Consider the following 19055-nt stretch of genomic DNA (forward strand, 5'->3'; position numbering starts at 1 on the left):
CACCCACAACGGCGGGAACCGGTGGTTCCTGAGCCATTCCGCCTGCTGGGTCACCGACGCGCTGGACTGTCGGTGGCGTGCGGGAGGATGGTGCCATGCCCCTCGAGCGCTTCAGCGAGCCGACCCGGACCTGGTTCTCGGCCGCCTTCGCCGCGCCCACCCCGGCGCAGCAGGGAGCGTGGGAGGCGATCAGCAAGGGGCGGCACGCGCTGGTGGTCGCGCCGACCGGCTCCGGCAAGACGCTGAGCGCGTTCCTGTGGGCGATCGACCGGCTGCTCACCGCGCCGGCGCCGGAGAAGGCGAAGCGGACGCGGGTGCTCTACGTCAGCCCCCTCAAGGCGCTCGCAGTCGACGTGGAGCGCAACCTCCGCACGCCGCTGGTGGGCATCCGGCAGACCGCGGAGCGGCTCGGCGCCGCCGCGGAGGAGGTGCGGGTCGGCGTACGCTCCGGCGACACCCCGGCCAGCGAGCGGCGCAAGCTGACCACGAGCCCCCCGGACATCTTGATCACCACGCCTGAGTCGCTCTTCCTGATGCTGACCAGCCAGGCCCGTGAGTCCCTACGCGGCGTGGAGACCGTCATCCTCGACGAGGTTCACGCGGTCGCGGGCACCAAGCGCGGGGCACACCTGGCGCTGACCCTCGAGCGGCTCGACGCCCTGCTCGAGCAGCCGGCCCAGCGCATCGGGCTCTCCGCCACCGTCCGGCCGCTCGAGGAGGTGGCCCGGTTCCTCGGCGGCAGCCAGCCGGTGGAGATCGTCGCGCCGCCCGCCAACAAGGAGTGGGACCTCAAGGTCGTGGTCCCGGTCGAGGACATGACCGCCCCCGAGGAGTACGACGACGAGGGCGACGACCCCCAGCGCCGCAACTCGCTCTGGCCGCACGTCGAGGAGCGCGTCGCCGAGCTCATCGGGCAGCACCGCTCGACCATCGTCTTCGCCAACTCCCGGCGCCTGGCCGAGCGGCTGACCGCACGGCTCAACGAGATCGCCTCCGGGGCCGACGACGACGACGATGGCGGGGACGGCGGAGCGCCGGCCCAGCTGATGGCCCAGTCCGGCCAGACCCACGGCGCCGCGACGGTGATCGCGAAGGCCCACCACGGCTCGGTCTCCAAGGAGCAGCGCGCCCTGATCGAGGACGACCTCAAGGCCGGCCGGCTCCCTGCCGTCGTGGCGACGAGCAGCCTCGAGCTCGGCATCGACATGGGCGCTGTCGACCTCGTCGTGCAGATCGAGTCGCCGCCGAGCGTGGCCAGCGCGCTGCAGCGCGTCGGCCGGGCCGGTCACCAGGTCGGTGAGGTGTCCCGCGGCATCCTCTTCCCCAAGCACCGCGGCGACCTGGCCCAGACGGCCGTCGCGGTCGAGCGGATGCGGACGGGTGCGATCGAGTCGCTGAGCGTCCCGGCCAACCCGCTCGACGTCCTCGCCCAGCAGGTCGTCGCGGCGACGGCCATGGACCAGTGGGACGTCGACGAGCTCTTCGAGCTCGTCAAGCGCGCGGCGTCCTACTCCTCGCTGCCGCGCAGCGCCTTCGAGGCGACCCTCGACCTGTTGGCCGGCCGCTACCCGAGCGACGAGTTCGCCGAGCTGCGACCGCGGATCGTGTGGGACCGGGTGACCGGGACGCTCACCGGCCGTCCGGGTGCGCAGCGACTGGCGGTCACCAGCGGCGGCACCATCCCCGACCGGGGCCTCTTCGCCGTCTACCTCGCCACCGGACAGGGACCGGGCCGCAGGGTCGGCGAGCTCGACGAGGAGATGGTCTACGAGTCCCGCGTCGGGGACGTCTTCGCGCTCGGCGCGACCAGCTGGCGCATCGAGGACATCACCCACGACCGGGTGCTGGTCACGCCGGCGCCGGGAGTGCCCGGACGGCTGCCGTTCTGGAAGGGCGACAGCCTCGGCCGGCCGGCCGAGCTCGGCGAGGCGATCGGCGTCTTCGTCCGGGAGCTCAGCGCCCTGCCCCGCGCCGAGGCGGAGGCGCGTGCACGCGAGGGCGGGCTGGACGAGTGGGCCGCGGGCAACCTCGTCACCTACCTCACCGAGCAGGCCGAGGCGACCCGCGTCCTGCCGAGCGACACGACCCTCCTCGTCGAGCGGTTCCGCGACGAGCTCGGCGACTGGCGGCTGGTCGTCCACTCCCCGTATGGCACGCCCGTGCACGCCCCGTGGGCGCTCGCGATCAACGCCCGGCTGCGCGAGCGCTACGGCGTCGACGGCCAGGCCGTCGCGTCCGACGACGGGATCGTGATCCGGGTGCCGGACACCGAGGCCGAGCCGCCCGGTGCCGACATCGTGGTGTTCGACCCGGCCGAGATCGAGGAGATCGTCACGACCGAGGTCGGCGGCTCGGCGCTCTTCGCGAGCCGCTTCCGCGAGTGCGCGGCGCGTGCGCTCCTGCTGCCCCGTCGTGATCCGGGCCGTCGCAGCCCGCTGTGGCAGCAGCGGCAGCGGTCGGCGGCCCTGCTCCAGGTCGCCGTGCAGTACCCCTCCTTCCCGATCGTCCTCGAGGCGGTCCGCGAGTGCCTGCGCGACGTCTACGACGTGGCGTCGCTCGTGGCGCTGCTGCGCCGTGTGGAGCGCCGCGAGGTGCAGGTCGTCGACGTGGCGACCACGACGCCGTCCCCCTTCGCGCGCAGCCTGCTGTTCGGCTACGTCGCCCAGTTCATGTACGAGGGCGACTCCCCCATCGCCGAGCGCCGGGCCGCCGCCCTCACCCTCGATCAGGGCCTGCTCGCCGAGCTGCTCGGCCGCGCCGAGCTGCGCGAGCTGCTCGACCCCGACGTCCTCATCGAGCTCGAGGCGGAGCTCCAGCGGCTCGCGCCCGACCGGCGCGCCCGGGGCGCCGAAGGGATCGCCGACCTGGTCCGGCTGCTCGGGCCGCTGAGCACCAGCGAGGTGCAGGACCGCTCCGCCCCGGAGGCGGCCGGCTGGCTCGACGACCTCGCCGCCTCCCGGCGGCTCGTCCGGGTCCGGGTCGCCGGCGAGGAGCGATGGGCGGTCGTGGAGGACGTCGGCCGGTTGCGTGACGGCCTCGGAGTCGCCGTACCCCCGGGTGTCCCGGCCGTCTTCACCGAGCCGGTCGAGGACCCGCTCGGCGACCTGGTGGCCCGTTACGCCCGGACCCATGGACCCTTCACCGCCGAGGAGGTCGCTGCCCGGCTCGGGCTCGGTGTCGCGGTGGTGCGGCACACCCTGCAGCGGCTCGCCGCCCGCGGCCGGGTGCTCGACGGGGAGTTCCGTCCGGCGGGCGTGGTCGGCGGCCAGGAGTGGTGTGACGCCGAGGTCCTCCGAACGCTGCGCCGCCGCTCGCTCGCGCGCCTGCGTCACGAGATCGAGCCCGTCGAGCCGGCGACCCTCGGTCGGTTCCTGCCCGCCTGGCAACGGGTCGCGACGGGCTCGTCCGGAGGAGGGGGCTCCAAGGGACTGCGCGGCATCGACGGCGTGCTCGCGGTCGTCGACCAGCTCGCCGGCTGCCAGGTGCCCGCGAGCGCGCTGGAGCCGCTCGTCCTCGCGGCCCGCGTCGTCGACTACGAGCCCGCCTTCCTCGACGAGCTGACCACCACCGGCGAGGTGCTCTGGGCCGGCCACGGGCCGCTGCCCGGCGCCGACGGGTGGGTCTCGCTCCACACCGCCGACAGCGCCCACCTGACCCTGCCCCAGCCCACCAGCGTCGACGGCGCGCTCGCCGGAGCGGTCGTCGACGCGCTTGCCCCCGGCGGCGCCTGGTTCTTCCGCCAGCTCGCCGACGCCGTCGGCTGCACCGACGACGCCAAGCTCAGCAGCGCCCTGTGGGAGCTGGTCTGGGCCGGACTGGTCAGCAACGACACCCTGGCGCCGGTCCGGGCGCTGACCGGGTCCGGCACGCCCGCCCACCGGACCCGGCGCCCTCCGCCCCGCGCGCGCCTCGGCGGCGGCGGCCGGGCGCGGCTGCCCTCCCGCACGGGTCCGCGCGAGACGGCCGGCCGGTGGGCGCTGCTGCCGTCGATCGACGCCGACCCGACCCGGCGTGCGCACGCCATCGCCGAGCGGCTGCTCGACCGGCACGGTGTGGTCATCCGCGGGGCCGTCGTCAACGAGCGCGTCCCCGGCGGGTTCGCCGGGGTCTACAAGGTGCTGAGCGCGTTCGAGGACTCCGGCCGGGCCCGCCGCGGTTACTTCGTCGAGGGCCTCGGCGCCGCCCAGTTCGGCACCGCGGGCGCGATCGACCGGCTGCGGACCTACAGCCGAGCCCCCGACGACGGCGCCAAGCCGGTCGCCCTCGCCCTGGCCGCGACCGACCCGGCGAGCCCCTACGGCGCCGCCCTGCCCTGGCCCGCGACCGAGGGACACAAGCCCGGCCGGAAGGCCGGCGCCATCGTCGTACTCGTCGACGGCGAGCTGGTGCTCTACGTCGAGCGCGGGGGCCGGACCCTGCTCACCTGGTCCGAGGATCCCGAGCGCCTCGACCCGGCCGCGAGAGCTCTCGCCGAGGCCGTACGCCGGGGTGCGCTGGGCCGGCTGACGGTCGAGCGCGCCGACGGCGACCGCCTGCTCGGCTCCGGCGACACCCCCCTGCGGCAGGCCCTCCACTCGGCTGGTTTCGTCGCGACGCCGAAGGGGCTGAGGATCTCCGATGCCCGAGGGTGACGCCGTCCTGCGCACGGCCCGCCGTCTCGACCGGGCGCTGACCGGAGCCGTGCTGACCCGCACCGAGCTGCGGGTGCCCCGCTTCGCGACCGTCGACCTGGCCGGCGAGACCGTGACCGGCACCATCGCCCGCGGCAAGCACCTGCTCACCCGGGTGGGCACGGAGTGGACCCTCCACACCCACCTGAAGATGGACGGCTCCTGGGTCACCCTCCGGCCGGGTCAGCGCTGGCCCAAGCCGGCCCACGCCGCCCGCGCGATCCTGGAGTCCGACGCCACCCAGGCCGTCGGCTTCCTGCTGGGCATCGTCGAGGTGATCCCGCAGTCCGCCGAGGCGACCACGCTCGGCCATCTCGGCCCGGACCTGCTCGGCGACTGGGACGAGGAGGAGGCCGTCCGCCGGCTGAGCACCCACACCGACGAACCGATCTTCGACGCCTTGCGCGACCAGACCAGCCTGGCCGGGATCGGCACCATGTGGGCGGCCGAGACGCTCTTCACGATGGGCGTGCACCCGACCACCCGGGTCGCGGACGTCCCCGACCTCCGGCGGATGGTCCGGGTCGCCCGGCTCAAGCTGCAGCAGGCGATGGATCGGCGCGGCACGATGGCCGTCTACGCCCGCGAACGGACGACCTGCCTGCGCTGCGGGGCGCCGATCCGGCGGATCGAGATGGGCGCGGCCGAGGGGCGGCCCCGGCCGGCGTACTTCTGCCCGTCGTGCCAGCCCGAGCGTTCCTAGCGAGGAGCGCTCGCGACCCCCTACTGTCTCGAGCATGCACGGCGGCGTCCTCGCGGTCTTCATCGTGGTGGTCGCGGCCCGGCTCCTCGTGCCGCTGACGATCCCGAGATGGCCGCTGCCCGGCATCGTCGCGTCCCTCGTGCTGGACGCCGTGGACCACAGCGTCTTCCAGGCCTTCGGCTACGACCCGCCGGAGTACCAGAGCTACGACAAGGCGATGGACGTCTACTACCTGGCGGTGGCTTACCTGGCGACGCTGCGGAACTGGCGCACGCTCCCGGCCGTCGAGATCGGCCGTTTCCTCTACTTCTACCGGCTCGTCGGCGTGGTCGCCTTCGAGCTCGCCCAGGTGCGGGCGCTGCTGCTGGTCTTCGCCAACACCTTCGAGTACTTCTTCATCGCCTACGAGGTGGTCCGCACCCGGTGGGACCCGCAGCGGTCCGGCTGGCGGACGTGGCTGTGGGTGGCGGCGGTGATCTGGATCGGCGTCAAGCTGCCGCAGGAGTGGTGGATCCACATCGCCCAGCTCGACTTCACCGATGCCGTGACCGACCACCCCTGGTTCGGGGCCCTGGTGCTCGCAGCGCTGGCGGCTGCGACGCTGGTCGGCTGGCTGCTCGTGTGGCCGCGTACGCCGCCAGCTGACTGGTCGCTGCGGCTGAGCGCCGATCGGCTTCCCGAGCAGGTCGACTCCGCCGCCGAGGTGGCCGCCTGGACCGCGACGAGCGGCCGGCTGCTCTCCTGGGTGACCGCGGAGAAGGTGCTCCTGGTCGGTCTGCTGTGCGTGCTCTTCGCGCAGGTCCTGCCGGGCGTCGACGCCGACCCCACGGCCGTGTTCGTCGGAGTCGCCGTGTTCGTGGCGGTGAACGCCGCCATCACCCTGGCCGCGCACCGCCGCGCGCGCAGCCTCGAGTCGCTCGCGGCGACCTTCCTCGTCCGGACGGCCGCGAACGTCGTGCTCGTCGTGGCCGAGGGCCAGGTGCTCGGCCACATCGGCGGGCACCTCCCCTATGCGCACACGCTGTTCTTCGTCGTCCTGCTCAGCATGCTGACCACGATGCACGAGCGGTGGCACCCGGTGTACGACTGGCGCCGCACGCAGCGGCAGGCAGGCAGCTAGGCGGCGGAGGCGACGACCTCGCGGCCGCGCACAGCGACCGGGATCGGGGTGGGGGCGATGGCCGCCTCCTCGACGGCGACCGCGTCGGAGACCTCGCGGAGCACGTCGGAGAGCGGGACCTCGAGGGCGGAGCAGAGCGAGGCGAGGAGCTCGGAGGAGGCTTCCTTCTGGCCACGCTCGATCTCGGAGATGTAGCCCAGGCTGACCCGAGCCTCGGCGGAGACCTCGCGCAGCGTCATGCCGCGCTCCACCCGCTGCGAGCGGAGCACGTCGCCGAGAAGTCGACGGAACAGCACCATGCGGACTGCCTCCTCACATCAGGCCCGACGGGCCGTGGTCCTGCGGCCACCCCAAGGTGGCGTGGGGCCAACGCTACCTGAGAGCCGTGTGTTCCCGCAGGCGCTCCTCCAGCGCGGCGAGCACGGCGTCGCAGGTGGCCTCCTGGATGTCGGTGCGGTCGCCGTCGAGCTCGAGCAGCTGGGAGGTGACGAAGCCGGGACCGGCCAGGCCGACGTACACCGTGCCCGCCGGTTTGCCCTCCTGGTCGTCGGGTCCCGCCACCCCCGTGGTCGACAGGCCGTACGTCGCCCCCGTCGTCGCCCGCACTCCGCTCGCCATGGCCTCCGCGCACTGCGACGAGATCACGCCGAACTCGTCGATGATCTCGGCGTCGACGCCCAGCATCGACGCCTTCAGCGGGGTCGCGTAGGTGACCGCGCCGCCGAGGTAGGTCTCCGAGACGCCCGGCACGTCGGTGAACCGCACGGCCAGGCGCCCACCCGTCAGCGACTCGGCGGTGGCGACCGTGCTGCCCTCGGCACGGATCAGGAGGTGGACGCGTCTGCCCAGGTCAGTCACGACACAGATGGTAGGCAATGACCCCAGGACATGAGACGGCCGGCAGTGCTCAGCGGGTCGCGGAGCACTGCCGGCCGTCGTCGAGCGGCGGAGAGCTACTTGCCGTTCGGGTTGGTCACGGTCAGCGTGAACGTGTCCGTGCCGGCCAGGACGGGGCCGTTGCCGGCGTAGGCAGCCGTCAGCGTGTAGACGCCTCGCTTGAAGGACTTCTTGGGCAGTGTCACGACGGCCCGACCATCCACGAGGGTGCCGGTGCCGACCACGCGGTCGCCGTCGAGGATGTCGACGGTCCCGGTGGGAACGACTCCGTCCGCCGTCACCCGCACCACGATCCGGGGGGCCTCCTTGCTGAACACGACGGTCGTGTCGGCGGCGTCCACGGTCGGGGTGTAGGTCACCTCGGGCAGGTCGAGCCCGACGATCTCCGGGTTGTGGTCGGAGGCGCGGAAGACGCTGTCGTCATAGAGGATCGTCGCGTTGTAGTTGTAGCGGCTGTACTCGAACCCGACCTGCTCCTGTGCGTTGATCTGCCACACGTCCACACCGGTCACCCAGGCCTCGGCGGCCGGGCTGGCGAAGACGTGGTCGAGGGAGCCGTCCATGCCGTCGAAGGAGTACGTCGCCTCGCCGTCGTTGAACTCGCCGTTGAGCTCGCGGTAGCCGGCGGCCTCGATCACCTGGATCGGGTCCTCCATCGAGTAGGCGTTGAAGTCGCCGGTGAAGAACACCTTGTCGGTGCCGAGTGCCGTCCCCTGCGCGGCGGCGAAGTCGACCAGTGCATGCGCCTGCGCGATCCGATCGGGGTTGGCATTGCCCTGACCGGTGCCGTCGTCGACCCCGGAGCCCTTGGACTTGAAGTGGTTGACGATGACCAGGAAGGCGTCACTGTCCGGAGCACCCAGGCGCTTGAAGCCCTGCGCGAGCGGCTCGCGAGCGTTGTCGAACGCCTGCCCGTCAGCCGACTGGTCGCTCAGGACATGCGACACCCCGACGAGCGAGACAGCGGCCGGCTTGTAGATGAAGCCCGTGCGGATCACGTCCTGATCGGCCAACGCCGGCAGCCCCGACGCGGCAGGGCTCGGCGCGAAGGCCCAGGTGCCGGCACCGGCCTGTGCGTTCAGCGCGTCGACCAGCTTGCCGATGGCGAAGTCGCGGTCCTTGCCGAACCACACCGAGTTCTCCAGCTCCTCGAGCGAGACGATGCTCGCGCCGAGGCCGTTGATCGCCTTGACGATCTTGACCTGTTGGCGGGCCAGGCTCTCCGCGGTCGCGGCGCCGCGTGGGCCGGGGTCGGTCTTGTTCGTTCCCGTGCACGTGTCGTCGCCGATGTGGTTGCCGGCACGGTCGTCGAACCAGGTGCACGTGCCGAGGCCGCTGTCGACGTACTCCTCGCCCGTGGTCGGGAAGTAGTTGAGCACGTTGAAGGTCGCCAGCTTGATGTCGCCGCCGACGTCCCGGGGAGCCAGGTTGGGTGTCCGGGTGTCGGAGAAGGTGGCGACCTCGTGGCCGTCATCGGTCACCTGCTCGGTCGGCTGGAGGTTCCAGGCGTCGAAGCGGTACTCGAGGACGAACGGCTGGTGGAACGTCACAGCGGAGCCGACCCGGACCGGGTTCGCCGGCGTCAGCCACGGGAGCGGGGTGTTCTTGTTGGCGGCGCCGTTGTAGTTGACGCTCGCGCCATCGTCGAGGGTGACCTTCTTGGCGTTGTTGGCGTCGACGACGTCCTGCACAGCGGCGGGGTCCTGGGCGTCCGCGACCTCGGTGGGGGTCGTCAACGGCCTGTCACCGGCGGCAAGCACGAACGAGCCGAAGAAGTTGGCGTCGAAGTTGTCGCTCACCGTGAAGTCGCCCGTCGGCTCGACGAGCTCGCCCTCGTGCGCTTCCTTCTCAGCGTCGGTGTCCAGCGCGGTCCACGGCACCTCGAGCTGCTCGACCGGGCCGAGTGGCGACGTCAGGGTGACGACTCCTCCACTGGCGGGGGTGAGCTCGGTCGTGCCCTGGAACTCGCTGACCTTGCCGGTCACGGAGACGCTGTCGCCGATCTCGACGCTGGCCGGCACACCGGACCCGAAGACGAAGATGGCGTCGGAGGACGTGTCGTCGGGGTTGCCCGACGGGTCCTGGATGTAGATCCCGTTGAACCCACCGTGGTCGTAGTCCGCCGTCACCACGCCGGTGGTGGTGGCGAGCTCGCCGGCGTGCGGCGAGCTCGCGCTCGCGCCCTGGATCTCGCCGATGCTCAGCATCGTCGGCGGCGGGTTCACGGTGATCTTGAACGAGGCCGTTCCGGTCTTCGCCGGGGTGGAGGCGTCCGTCGCCGTGACGGTCACGGTGGTCGAACCGGTCGCGGTCGGCGTACCCGAGATCACGCCCGTGGCCCGGTCGAGGGTGACCCCTGCCGGGAGCGTCGTCGACGACCAGTAGTACGGCGCGGTGCCACCGGTAGCGCTGAGGGTGATCGGCGCGAGCGGCGTGCCGACCGTGACCGAGGGGTCACCCGGCGAGGTCACCGTCAGGCCTGCGGCGACGCCGCCCGATCCGGTCGGGGACGGCGCAGCCAGCGTGAAGTCCGCGGCGTTGCTGTCGGTGTCCGCACCGTCGGCAGAGCGGTTGAGCGACTGGGCCGCGCTCGCCGCCGACCCGGTGACAGCGGTCTCGTAGCTCGCGGCCCCGCTGGCGCCGACGAAGTCGACGATGCCGGCGACGCCCCTGACGTCCCCCGACGTGGCGATGACGGCGGTGCCCTGCTGCAACGCGACCTGTCCACCCGCGGCGGCCATCGAGAAGGCGGGCGACGCGGTCGCGTCGGGGGTCGGCAGTGCGGAACCGTTGGCTCCGGCTGCGCTCATCTGGACCAGCCAGTGGCCGTGAGCGGGCACCGAGCCCGACAGTGCGTACGGCGTCCCGCCGGACCCTCCCGCCGCAGAGCGGTAGTGCAACGCCAACCCGGAGAGCGGGAGGTTCGCGGAGGTCGGGTTGTAGAGCTCGACGAAGTCGGCGTTGTAGGCGGCGCCGTTGTTGCCGCCCGCGCCGTAGACCTCGCTGATGACGAGGGCGGTGCCGGACGTGTTGGCGTCGGCGGGAGCGGTGGCGAGGAGGGGGCTGATGGCGGCCACAGCCAAACCGAGGGCGGCGACGATGCCGACCCGACGCGAGGAGGACATGGATGCTCCGAGGATTCGAGGGTGATCGGACGGGCAGCAGCCGATCCCGAGCGGTCAGCCGCAGTTACTCGCCCACCAGACCCGGATCAGATGTCGCTGCGCTCAGGACACCGTGAACGGCGACTTAACGCAATCCCGAAGAATCCGGAAGGATTTGGCACACCCTGCCGATGCCCGGCGACCCCCGCCTGTGGATCAGGACGCGCGAATGGCGTGGCGCTGCTTCCAGACACCGGAGAAGAACTGCCAGCCGGACACCAGCGTGAGCGCCACGGCGACGGCGAGGCAGGCCTGGAAGCCGTAGTAGAGCACCTCGCCGGGGATGTGGAGCCAGTCGGCCAGGTCGTCGTCACGCAGCGGCACGCAGAGGCCACCGAGGGCGACCGCCTGGACGGCGGTCTTGATCTTCCCGAGCCGGTCGGCCGGCAGCACGATCTTGCTGAGGACCGAGAGGCGCAGCAGCGTGACGCTCCACTCGCGGACCAGCACGATGATGGTCACCCACCACCAGATGTCGCCGACGATCGACAGGGCGACGAACGCCATCCCCGTGATCGCCTTGTCGGCGATCGGGTCGGCGATCTTGCCGAAGTTGGTGATCAGGTTGTGCTTGCGGGCCAGGTCGCCGTCGATCTTGTCGGTGATCATCGCGACCACGAAGAGCGCCCATGCCAGCAACCGCAGCCAGGCGTTCTCGCCACCGTCGGCGAGCAGCGCCCACCCGAAGAACGGCACCATGACGATGCGCAGCGACGTGAGGATGTTGGGCACGTTGAGGTTGCTGGGCCGGCTCTCCGGCTGGGTCTCGGGCACGGCTCAGACCGCCTTCGCGATGAGGTCGACGCCGTCGGTCGCGACGACCTCGGCCCGCACGATGTCCCCCACGGCCGCCGGGGACCCCAGCAGCGCGGTCGTGCCGTCGACCTCGGGCCCCTGGTGGGCGGCCCGGCCGACGACGCCCTCGTCGGTCGACTCGACCAGCACGTCGACGTACTCGCCGATGCGCTCCTCGGCGCGCTGGCTGTTGAGCTCCTCGACGAGCGACTGCACGTGCTCGAAGCGGGCCCGCACCTCGTCCTCGTCCAGCTTGAGGGACTCGTCGAAGCCGGCCGCCTCGGTGCCGTCCTCGTCGGAGTAGCCGAAGACCCCGGTGACGTCGAGGCGGGCGGCGACGAGGAAGTCGCAGAGGATCTCGAGGTCCTGCTCGGTCTCACCCGGGAAGCCGACGATGACGTTGGAGCGGACGCCGGCCGTCGGAGCAAGCGCGCGCACGCGGTCGAGCAGGCCGAGGAAGCTCTCCGGGTCGCCGAAGCGCTTCATCCGGCGCAGCACCGCGTGGGAGGCGTGCTGGAAGGAGAGGTCGAAGTAGGGCACCACGCCGGGCGTGCCCGCGATCGCCTCGATCAGCCCGGGCCGGGTCTCGGCCGGCTGCAGGTAGGAGACCCGGACCCGCTCGACCCCGTCGACGGCCGCCAGCTCGGGCAGCAGCGTCTCGAGCAGTCGCAGGTCGCCGAGGTCCTTGCCGTACGACGTCGAGTTCTCGCTCACCAGGAAGAGCTCCTTGACCCCCTGCCGGGCGAGCCACTGCGCCTCGTGGAGGACGTCGCTCGGCCGACGGCTGACGAACGACCCCCGGAAGGTCGGGATGGCGCAGAACGTGCAGCGCCGGTCGCAGCCGCTGGCCAGCTTGAGCGGCGCCCACGGCCCGTCGTCGAGCCGCGCGCGCAGGTCGTCGAAGCCGGGCGTCGACACCGCCGTCGCGTCCCGCTCGACCGGCGAGATCGGGAGCAGCAGCCGGCGGTCCTGCGGCGTGTGCGGGTGGTGGGCCTCGCCGTTGACGATGGCGCGCAGCTTGGAGGCGATGTCGGGGTAGTCGTCGAACCCGAGCACGGCGTCGGCCTCGGGCAGGCTGTCGGCGAGCTCCTTGCCGTAGCGCTCCGCCATGCAGCCGACGGCGACGACCGCCTGCGCCTTCCCGGTCTCCTTGAGGTCCGCTGCCTCGAGGAGGGTGTCGACGGAGTCCTTCTTGGCCTGCTCGACGAAGCCGCAGGTGTTGACGACGACCGTGTCCGCCTCCGTGGCGTCGGCGACGAGCCGGAAGCCGCCCGCGGCGAGCCGTCCGGCGAGCTCCTCGGAGTCGACCTCGTTCCGGGTGCAACCGAGGGTCACGAGGGCAACGGAGAGCTGGGTGTCAGTCGTCATGATCGCGTTCAGGCTACCGGCGAGCGGGTTCCGCGGCCGAAACGGTGGCACGGGCCGCCGCCCCAGGCTCAACGCGGTGGTCCAGTGAAGGCGGCACCCCCGCGGATGCGGGGCGAGGACGCCGCACTCCTGCTGGTCGAGGAGGCGGAGACGGAGCTCGACGACATCGTGACGGGAGTCCGGTCGGGGCGCCCTGGCGCCGTCAGTTCACCGTGTAGGTCTGCTGGGCCGCCTCGCCGGTCTTGCCGACCGCAGCGGCCTTGCCGCCGTCGACGGCGACCGTGGCGGACCCGTCGGAGGCCTGGATGCGCACCGGCGGCGAGGCGCGCAACGTCTTGGACTCCCCGAACGCCAAGGAGCCGGAGAAGACCACGTCACCACCCGCATCACGTACGACGACCTCGGTGCCGCCACCGGCGGCGGTGATCGTCACGGGGACGGCCGGAGCGAGCTTGCCGTAGGGGTTGCCGGTGCCGGCCGAGCCGCTGCCCAGGCTGGGCGCCGGGGGCGGCGTCGTTGCGGAGCCGTCCAGGACGAGCCGGGCGACCGACCAGGCGAGCACGATCGCCATCACCGCGGCGGCGAGGACGGACCAGTTGGGTCCGCCCTTCATCCGGCGGATCGGGCCGCCGGCGCCGGTGGCCAGCTCGGCCTCGAAGACGCGGCGCGCGTCGATGGGAGCGTCCGCGTAGGACGCGCTGTAGTGCTCGAGCAGCGGCGCGGCGTCGACGCCGAGGACCCGAGCCAGCGTCCGCAGGTGACCGCGCGCGTAGAAGTCGCCACCACACGGACCGAAGTCGTCGACCTCGATCGCCTCGATCACGTGAGGACGGATCCGCGTGCGGTCGGCGAGCTGGTCGACGGTGAGACCGATCCGGGTGCGCGCGGCCGCCAGCTCCGGGCCGATGACCGGCTCGGGGGCCGGTGTCGGGCCCAGGTCTTCGATCACCAGCGGCTCGACCGGCTCGCCGGGGCGAGCGATCGGCGTGACGCCGTCGGCCTCGCCCGGGAGGCCGCCGAAGGACGGGCGACGCAGCTCGTCGGCCTCCGGGAGACCGGTGTGCGTCTCGTCGTCAGAGCCGACCGGGTCGACCTGGTCGAGCTTCAGCGCGTTGGCGCCCATCGTGGAGAAGTCCCGGGTCACCTCGGACCGGACGGCGACGGTCGGCTCGCGCAGCGGCGTCGGGGTCGGGCTGGCCGACAGCAGCGGCCGCTCGGCGGTGTCGGTGAAGGGGTCACGCGCCGACTCGCGGGCGATCGGCCGCGTCGGCTCGGGCCCTTCGTCGCTCCAGCTCTCGTCGCCGACGCCGGAGTCGACCCCGTCGACACCCGTGTCGATCTCGGGGTCGATCTCGGGGTCGATCTCGACGATGGTGGTGTCCTCACCGGCCAGGTCGGCCAGTCGCGAGGAGAGGTCGCGCGAGCCTCCGGCGACGACGGTCGCGAGGCCGAGCGGGACGACGAACGGGGCGCCGTACAGCTTCTGTGTGATCGTCGCCTGCCGCCGGCCCGACGCGGGGAGGGCCGCGAGCTGGGCGGCGTCGTCCTCGGGCAGCAGCACCAGTCGTCCGTCGCGCCACCAGGAGCGCCGCGGGAGGTGCTCGACCTCGTCGAGCTCCTTCCACGGGATCCCCTGCCAGACCCGACCGAGCCGGACCCGGACGCCGAGGTCGTCGGCCACGAGCAGCGGCGTGCGCGCGTCCCACGCCGAGAACAGCTGGTAGCCGGCGATGCCCAGCAGCACCACACCGAGCACGAGATCGAGCGCGCCGTGGTGCCTGACGAAGAACGCCACGGCCACGACCGCGGCCACGACGCCGATGATGGCGGCCAGGCGCCCGTTGCGGTTGATCTGGATGTCGGTGGTGCTCACAGCTCCCCCTGAAGCGTCGCGATCACACTGTCCAGCTCGTCAGGCTTGACGAGCACGTCACGAGCCTTGGATCCCTCGCTGGGGCCCACCACGCCACGGCTCTCCATGATGTCCATCAGGCGGCCGGCCTTGGCGAACCCGACGCGGAGCTTGCGCTGCAGCATCGACGTGGAGCCGAACTGCGTCGTCACGACGAGCTCGATCGCCTGGACGACGAGCTCGAGGTCGTCGCCGATGTCGTCGTCGAGGTCGCGCTTGGCGGCGGCGGGCGCCGTGACGTCCTCGCGGTACGACGGCTCCAGCTGCGTCTTGACGGCCTTGACCACCCCCGCGATCTCGGCCTCGGAGACCCACGAGCCCTGCACGCGGATCGGCTTCGAGGCACCCATCGGGAGGAACAGCCCGTCACCCTGGCCGACGAGCTTCTCGGCGCCCGGCTGGTCGAGGATGACCCGCGAGTCGGCCAGGGACGAGGTGGCGAACGCCAGCCGGGACGGCACGTTGGCCTTGATCAGGCCGGTGACGACGTCCACCGACGGGCGCTGGGTGGCGAGCACCAGGTGGATGCCCGCCGCTCGGGCCAGCTGCGTGATCCGGACGATGGAGGACTCCACGTCACGCGGGGCGACCATCATCAGATCGGCGAGCTCGTCGACGATGACCAGCAGGTACGGGTACGGGGCGAGCTCGCGCTCGCTGCCCGCGGGAAGCTCGACCTTGCCCTCGCGCACCGCCTTGTTGAAGTCGTTGATGTGCCGGAAGCCGAAGTTGGCGAGGTCGTCGTACCGCATGTCCATCTCGCGGCAGACCCACTCGAGCGCCTCGGCGGCCTTCTTCGGGTTCGTGATGATCGGGGTGATGAGGTGCGGCACGCCCTCGTAGGCGTTCAGCTCGACCCGCTTGGGGTCGACCATGATCATCCGCACCTCGTCGGGCGTGGCCCGCATCAGGATCGAGGTGATCATCGAGTTGATGAACGACGACTTTCCGGAGCCCGTGGCACCGGCGACGAGCAGGTGCGGCATCTTGGCGAGGCTGGCGACGACGAACCCGCCCTCGACGTCCTTGCCGAGGCCGGCCACCAGCGGGTGGTGGTCGCTGCGCGCCGCCGCGGAGCGGAGCACGTCGCCCAGGGAGACGATCTCCTTGTCGGGGTTCGGGATCTCGACGCCCACGGCCGACTTCCCGGGGATCGGGCTGAGGATGCGGACGTCGGCCGACGCGACGGCGTAGGCGATGTTCTTCTGGATGCCGAGGATCTTCTCGACCTTGACGCCGGTGCCGACCTCGACGACGTAGCGCGTCACGGTCGGGCCGCGGGTGTAGTCGACCACCTGGGCGTCGATGCCGAACTCGTCGAGCACCTGCTGCAGCCGGCTGACGATCGCGTCGCTGGCCTTGGTGCGGGTCTTGTGGGCGTCCCCCGGCTTCAGCAGCTCGCTGCCGGGGAGCGTGTAGGTGACGTCGCCGGAGAGCATGAGCTGCTCGACGCGCGGCGGCAGTGGCGTGTGCGGCGGCGGCTCGAGCTCGCCCTTGGCCGCCGGCTTGTCCTGGCGTGCGCCGGGCTTCGGGCGGCGGACGGTCGGCTCGAGCGCCTCCTCGGCGCCCTCCTCCGCCGCGTCCTCCGCGGTGAAGGGGTCGTCGGCGAAGAGCTGGTCGAGGTTGACCTTCTCGCCCCGCCGACGGCGCTTGCGCATCTCGCGGTCCTCGAGGACCGGGCTGTCGTAGGCCGGGTCGCCCATGTCCGGGTCGATGAAGGAGTCGTCCAGCTTCGACTTCCGCTTCGCGATCGGCTGGGTGTCGTGCGGGCCGACGCTGAACTCGTCGGAGCCGTCGTCCTCGTGGTGCAGGCCGAGCGCACGGTCGCGGAGGGCGGCCAGCTTGGCGGGGACCTGGTAGACGGGCGTGGCGGTGATGACGAGCACGCCGAAGAACGCGAGCAGGAGCAGCAGCGGCACGACGACGTACGCCGACCGCAGCAGGTCGAGCAGCAGGGCGCTCACGACGTAGCCGACGGCCCCACCGGCGTCCTGCAGCGCTGCGGCGTTGCCGCCCTGCGGCTGCGGGTTGCCGTTGGCGATGTGGACGATGCCCAGCACGCCGAGGCCGAGGGACGACCAGCCGATCACCTGGCGTCCGGCCGGGCCGGTGCCCTCGGGGTCGCGCATGGTGCGGGCGGCCACGAAGACGAGCGCCAGCGGCACCAGCCATCCGACCTTGCCGACGCTGCCGGTGACGAGCGTCCGGACGAAGCCGAGCACGCCGCCCTGGATCTCGAACCAGACCGCCCCTGCGGTCACGAGGGCGAGGCCGAGGACGAAGAGGCCGGCCCCGTCACGGCGGTGCTCGGGCTCGAGGTCTCGAGCGCCGTGCCCGATGCTGCGGGCCAGGGTGCCGATGCCTTGGGCGACCGCCAGCCAGATGGCGGCGACGCCCTTGAACAGGGCGAGGAAGAGGGTGGCGACCGGGCCGCGTCCGCTGCGGACCGCACGCGGCGCGGGACGGCTCGACCCGCTCTTCCGCGCAGCCGGCTTGCGGGCCGTGGAGGTGCGCGAGGTCGAGCGCTTGGTCGGTGTTCCGGCACTCCGGGTGCGGCTGCTGGGAGCACGACCTCCCTTGGAGGAGGACGTGCTCTTGCTCCGCGACCCCGGCGGGGAAGACGTACGGGTCGCCATGCCAGCAAACCTAGGCGATCGTCACTCCAGTCCCAGGGATCACAGTCGTGCGTGTCGCACGCGCGCAGCGACTTCCGCCGCACGCGCGGTGCCGGGTCCTGTCAGGCCTCCACGACGAGCGGGACGATCATCGGCCGGCGCCGGTGCGTGTCCGAGACCCAGCGCCCGATCCGGCGCCGGATGAGCTGCTGGAGCTGGTAGGTGTCGGTGACGCCCTCGGACAGCGCGACGTTGACGGCGTCGAGGATCGGGCCCCTGATCTCATCGAAGGCGCCCTCGCCCCAGACGTTGCCGCGGGCGTGGATCTCCGGCCCGGCGGCGACCTTGCCGCTGACCGAGTCGACGACCACGATGACCGAGACGAAGCCCTCCTCGCCGAGGATCCGGCGGTCCTTGAGCTCGGACTCGGTGATGTCGCCGACCGACTGGCCGTCGACGAAGACGTAGCCGCAGTCGACCTTGCCGGCGACCTTCGCGACGCCCGCGGCCAGGTCGACGACGATGCCGTCCTCGGCGATGACCACGTTGTCGACACCGGTGAGCCGCGCGAGGTCGCCGTTGGCGAGCAGGTGCCGGATCTCGCCGTGCACCGGCATCACGTTGCGCGGGCGGACGATGTTGTAGCAGTAGAGCAGCTCACCGGCCGAGGCGTGGCCCGAGACGTGGACGAGGGCGTTGCCCTTGTGGACGACCTTGGCGCCGAGCTTGGCCAGGCCGTTGATCACGCGATAGACGGCGTTCTCGTTGCCGGGGATGAGCGAGGAGGCGAGCAGGACGGTGTCTCCGGCCTCGATCCGCACGAAGCTGTGGCTGTTCTGCGCGATCCGCGACAGCGCCGACATCGGCTCGCCCTGCGACCCGGTCGACATGAGCACCTGACGCTCCGGGGGCAGGTCGGCGAGCTTCTTGGCCTCGACGAGCACCCCCTCGGGGACGTGCAGGTAGCCCAGCTCGGCGGCGATCTGCATGTTGCGGACCATCGACCGACCGACGTAGCCGACCTTGCGCCCGTGGGCGGCCGCGGCGTCGAGGACCTGCTGGACGCGGTGCACGTGCGAGGCGAAGCTCGCCACGATGATGCGCTGGGTCGACTCGCGGAAGACCTGCTCGATGGCCGGCGTGATCTTGCGCTCGGAGGTCGTGAACCCCGGCACCTCGGCGTTGGTGGAGTCGGTGAGGAACAGGTCGACGCCCTCCTCCCCCAGCCGGGCGAAGGCGCGCAGGTCGGTGATCCGGCCGTCGAGCGGGAGCTGGTCCATCTTGAAGTCGCCGGTGTGCAGCACCAGGCCGGCGCCCGTGCGGATCGCGACCGCGAGCGCGTCCGGGATCGAGTGGTTGACCGCGACGAACTCGAGCTCGAAGGGCCCGAACGCGATCCGGTCGCCCTCCTTGACGACGTGCTGCACGCTCTCCCGCAGGCGGTGCTCGCGCAGCTTGGACGCCAGCAGGGCCAGCGTGAGCTTGGAGCCGACGAGCGGGATCTGCTGCCGCTCGCGCAGGAGGTACGGCGTCGCGCCGATGTGGTCCTCGTGGCCGTGGGTCAGCACGATCGCCTCGACGGCGTCGAGCCGGTCACGGATCGAGCTGAAGTCGGGAAGGATGAGGTCGACGCCGGGGTGGTGGTCCTCGGGGAAGAGGACGCCGCAGTCGACGATGAGCAGGCGGCCGTCGTACTCGAAGACGGTCATGTTGCGGCCGACGTCGCCGAGGCCACCGAGCGGAGTGACCCGCAGGGCACCCTTGTCGAGGGGCGCGGGCGCAGACAGCTCCGGGTGGGAGTGGGACATGCA

The 19055-nt window shown here is 72.0% G+C and carries 11 protein-coding genes; 3 read left to right on the forward strand and 8 right to left on the reverse strand.

Annotated elements, in window-relative coordinates; all coding sequences use genetic code 11:
- Positions 1 to 95 precede the first annotated feature (95 nt).
- From BM236_RS11420 to BM236_RS11430, 3 genes are read left to right on the forward strand one after another with little or no spacing between them, the layout of a single operon-like run.
- Positions 96 to 4631 carry an ATP-dependent helicase gene (locus BM236_RS11420; RefSeq protein WP_091123734.1) on the forward strand — a complete coding sequence of 1512 codons (4536 nt, stop codon included), beginning with the start codon at positions 96 to 98 and terminating at the stop codon, positions 4629 to 4631.
- Positions 4618 to 5373 (forward strand): DNA-formamidopyrimidine glycosylase family protein, encoded by a 756-nt coding sequence (locus BM236_RS11425; RefSeq protein ID WP_091123736.1) that lies wholly within the window; start codon positions 4618 to 4620, stop codon positions 5371 to 5373. Before BM236_RS11420 ends, BM236_RS11425 begins: the two co-directional genes overlap by 14 nt.
- 34 nt (positions 5374 to 5407) lie before the next feature.
- The gene (locus BM236_RS11430) at positions 5408 to 6493 is read left to right on the forward strand and encodes a hypothetical protein (protein ID WP_091123738.1); all 1086 of its coding nucleotides are present in this window, start codon (positions 5408 to 5410) and stop codon (positions 6491 to 6493) included.
- On the opposite strand, the gene BM236_RS11435 is transcribed toward BM236_RS11430, so the two are convergent.
- The 8 genes from BM236_RS11435 to BM236_RS11470 all read right to left on the reverse strand — a co-directional run bounded on the left by BM236_RS11435 (position 6490) and on the right by BM236_RS11470 (position 19052).
- Positions 6490 to 6792, reverse strand: coding sequence for a helix-turn-helix domain-containing protein (locus BM236_RS11435; RefSeq protein WP_091123740.1), 303 nt, complete (start codon positions 6790 to 6792; stop codon positions 6490 to 6492). The two genes, BM236_RS11430 and BM236_RS11435, sit on opposite strands and share 4 nt — an antisense overlap.
- Before the next feature lie 73 nt (positions 6793 to 6865).
- Complete coding sequence (locus BM236_RS11440; protein ID WP_245750282.1) at positions 6866 to 7351, reverse strand: CinA family protein; 486 nt, start codon at positions 7349 to 7351, stop codon at positions 6866 to 6868.
- A 95-nt stretch (positions 7352 to 7446) separates the two neighbouring features.
- Positions 7447 to 10515, reverse strand: a complete 3069-nt coding sequence (locus BM236_RS11445) for an ExeM/NucH family extracellular endonuclease (protein ID WP_091123745.1) — start codon at positions 10513 to 10515, stop codon at positions 7447 to 7449.
- A gap of 195 nt (positions 10516 to 10710) precedes the next feature.
- On the reverse strand, positions 10711 to 11328 hold the full coding sequence (gene pgsA, locus BM236_RS11450) for a CDP-diacylglycerol--glycerol-3-phosphate 3-phosphatidyltransferase (protein WP_091123747.1): 618 nt from the start codon (positions 11326 to 11328) through the stop codon (positions 10711 to 10713).
- Positions 11329 to 11331: 3 nt separating this feature from the next.
- The gene (gene rimO, locus BM236_RS11455; protein ID WP_091123750.1) at positions 11332 to 12717 is read right to left on the reverse strand and encodes a 30S ribosomal protein S12 methylthiotransferase RimO; all 1386 of its coding nucleotides are present in this window, start codon (positions 12715 to 12717) and stop codon (positions 11332 to 11334) included.
- 202 nt (positions 12718 to 12919) lie between these two features.
- A complete protein-coding gene (locus BM236_RS11460; RefSeq protein WP_091123752.1) occupies positions 12920 to 14590 on the reverse strand; it encodes a helix-turn-helix domain-containing protein in 1671 nt (556 codons plus the stop codon).
- A complete protein-coding gene (locus BM236_RS11465) occupies positions 14587 to 17265 on the reverse strand; it encodes an FtsK/SpoIIIE family DNA translocase (RefSeq protein ID WP_175507654.1) in 2679 nt (892 codons plus the stop codon). The genes BM236_RS11460 and BM236_RS11465 overlap by 4 nt, the downstream gene beginning before the upstream one ends.
- Before the next feature lie 101 nt (positions 17266 to 17366).
- Positions 17367 to 19052, reverse strand: a complete 1686-nt coding sequence (locus BM236_RS11470) for a ribonuclease J (RefSeq protein WP_091123755.1) — start codon at positions 19050 to 19052, stop codon at positions 17367 to 17369.
- Positions 19053 to 19055 lie beyond the last annotated feature (3 nt).

This window comes from Nocardioides terrae (assembly GCF_900112345.1).
Lineage (GTDB): Bacteria > Actinomycetota > Actinomycetes > Propionibacteriales > Nocardioidaceae > Nocardioides > Nocardioides terrae.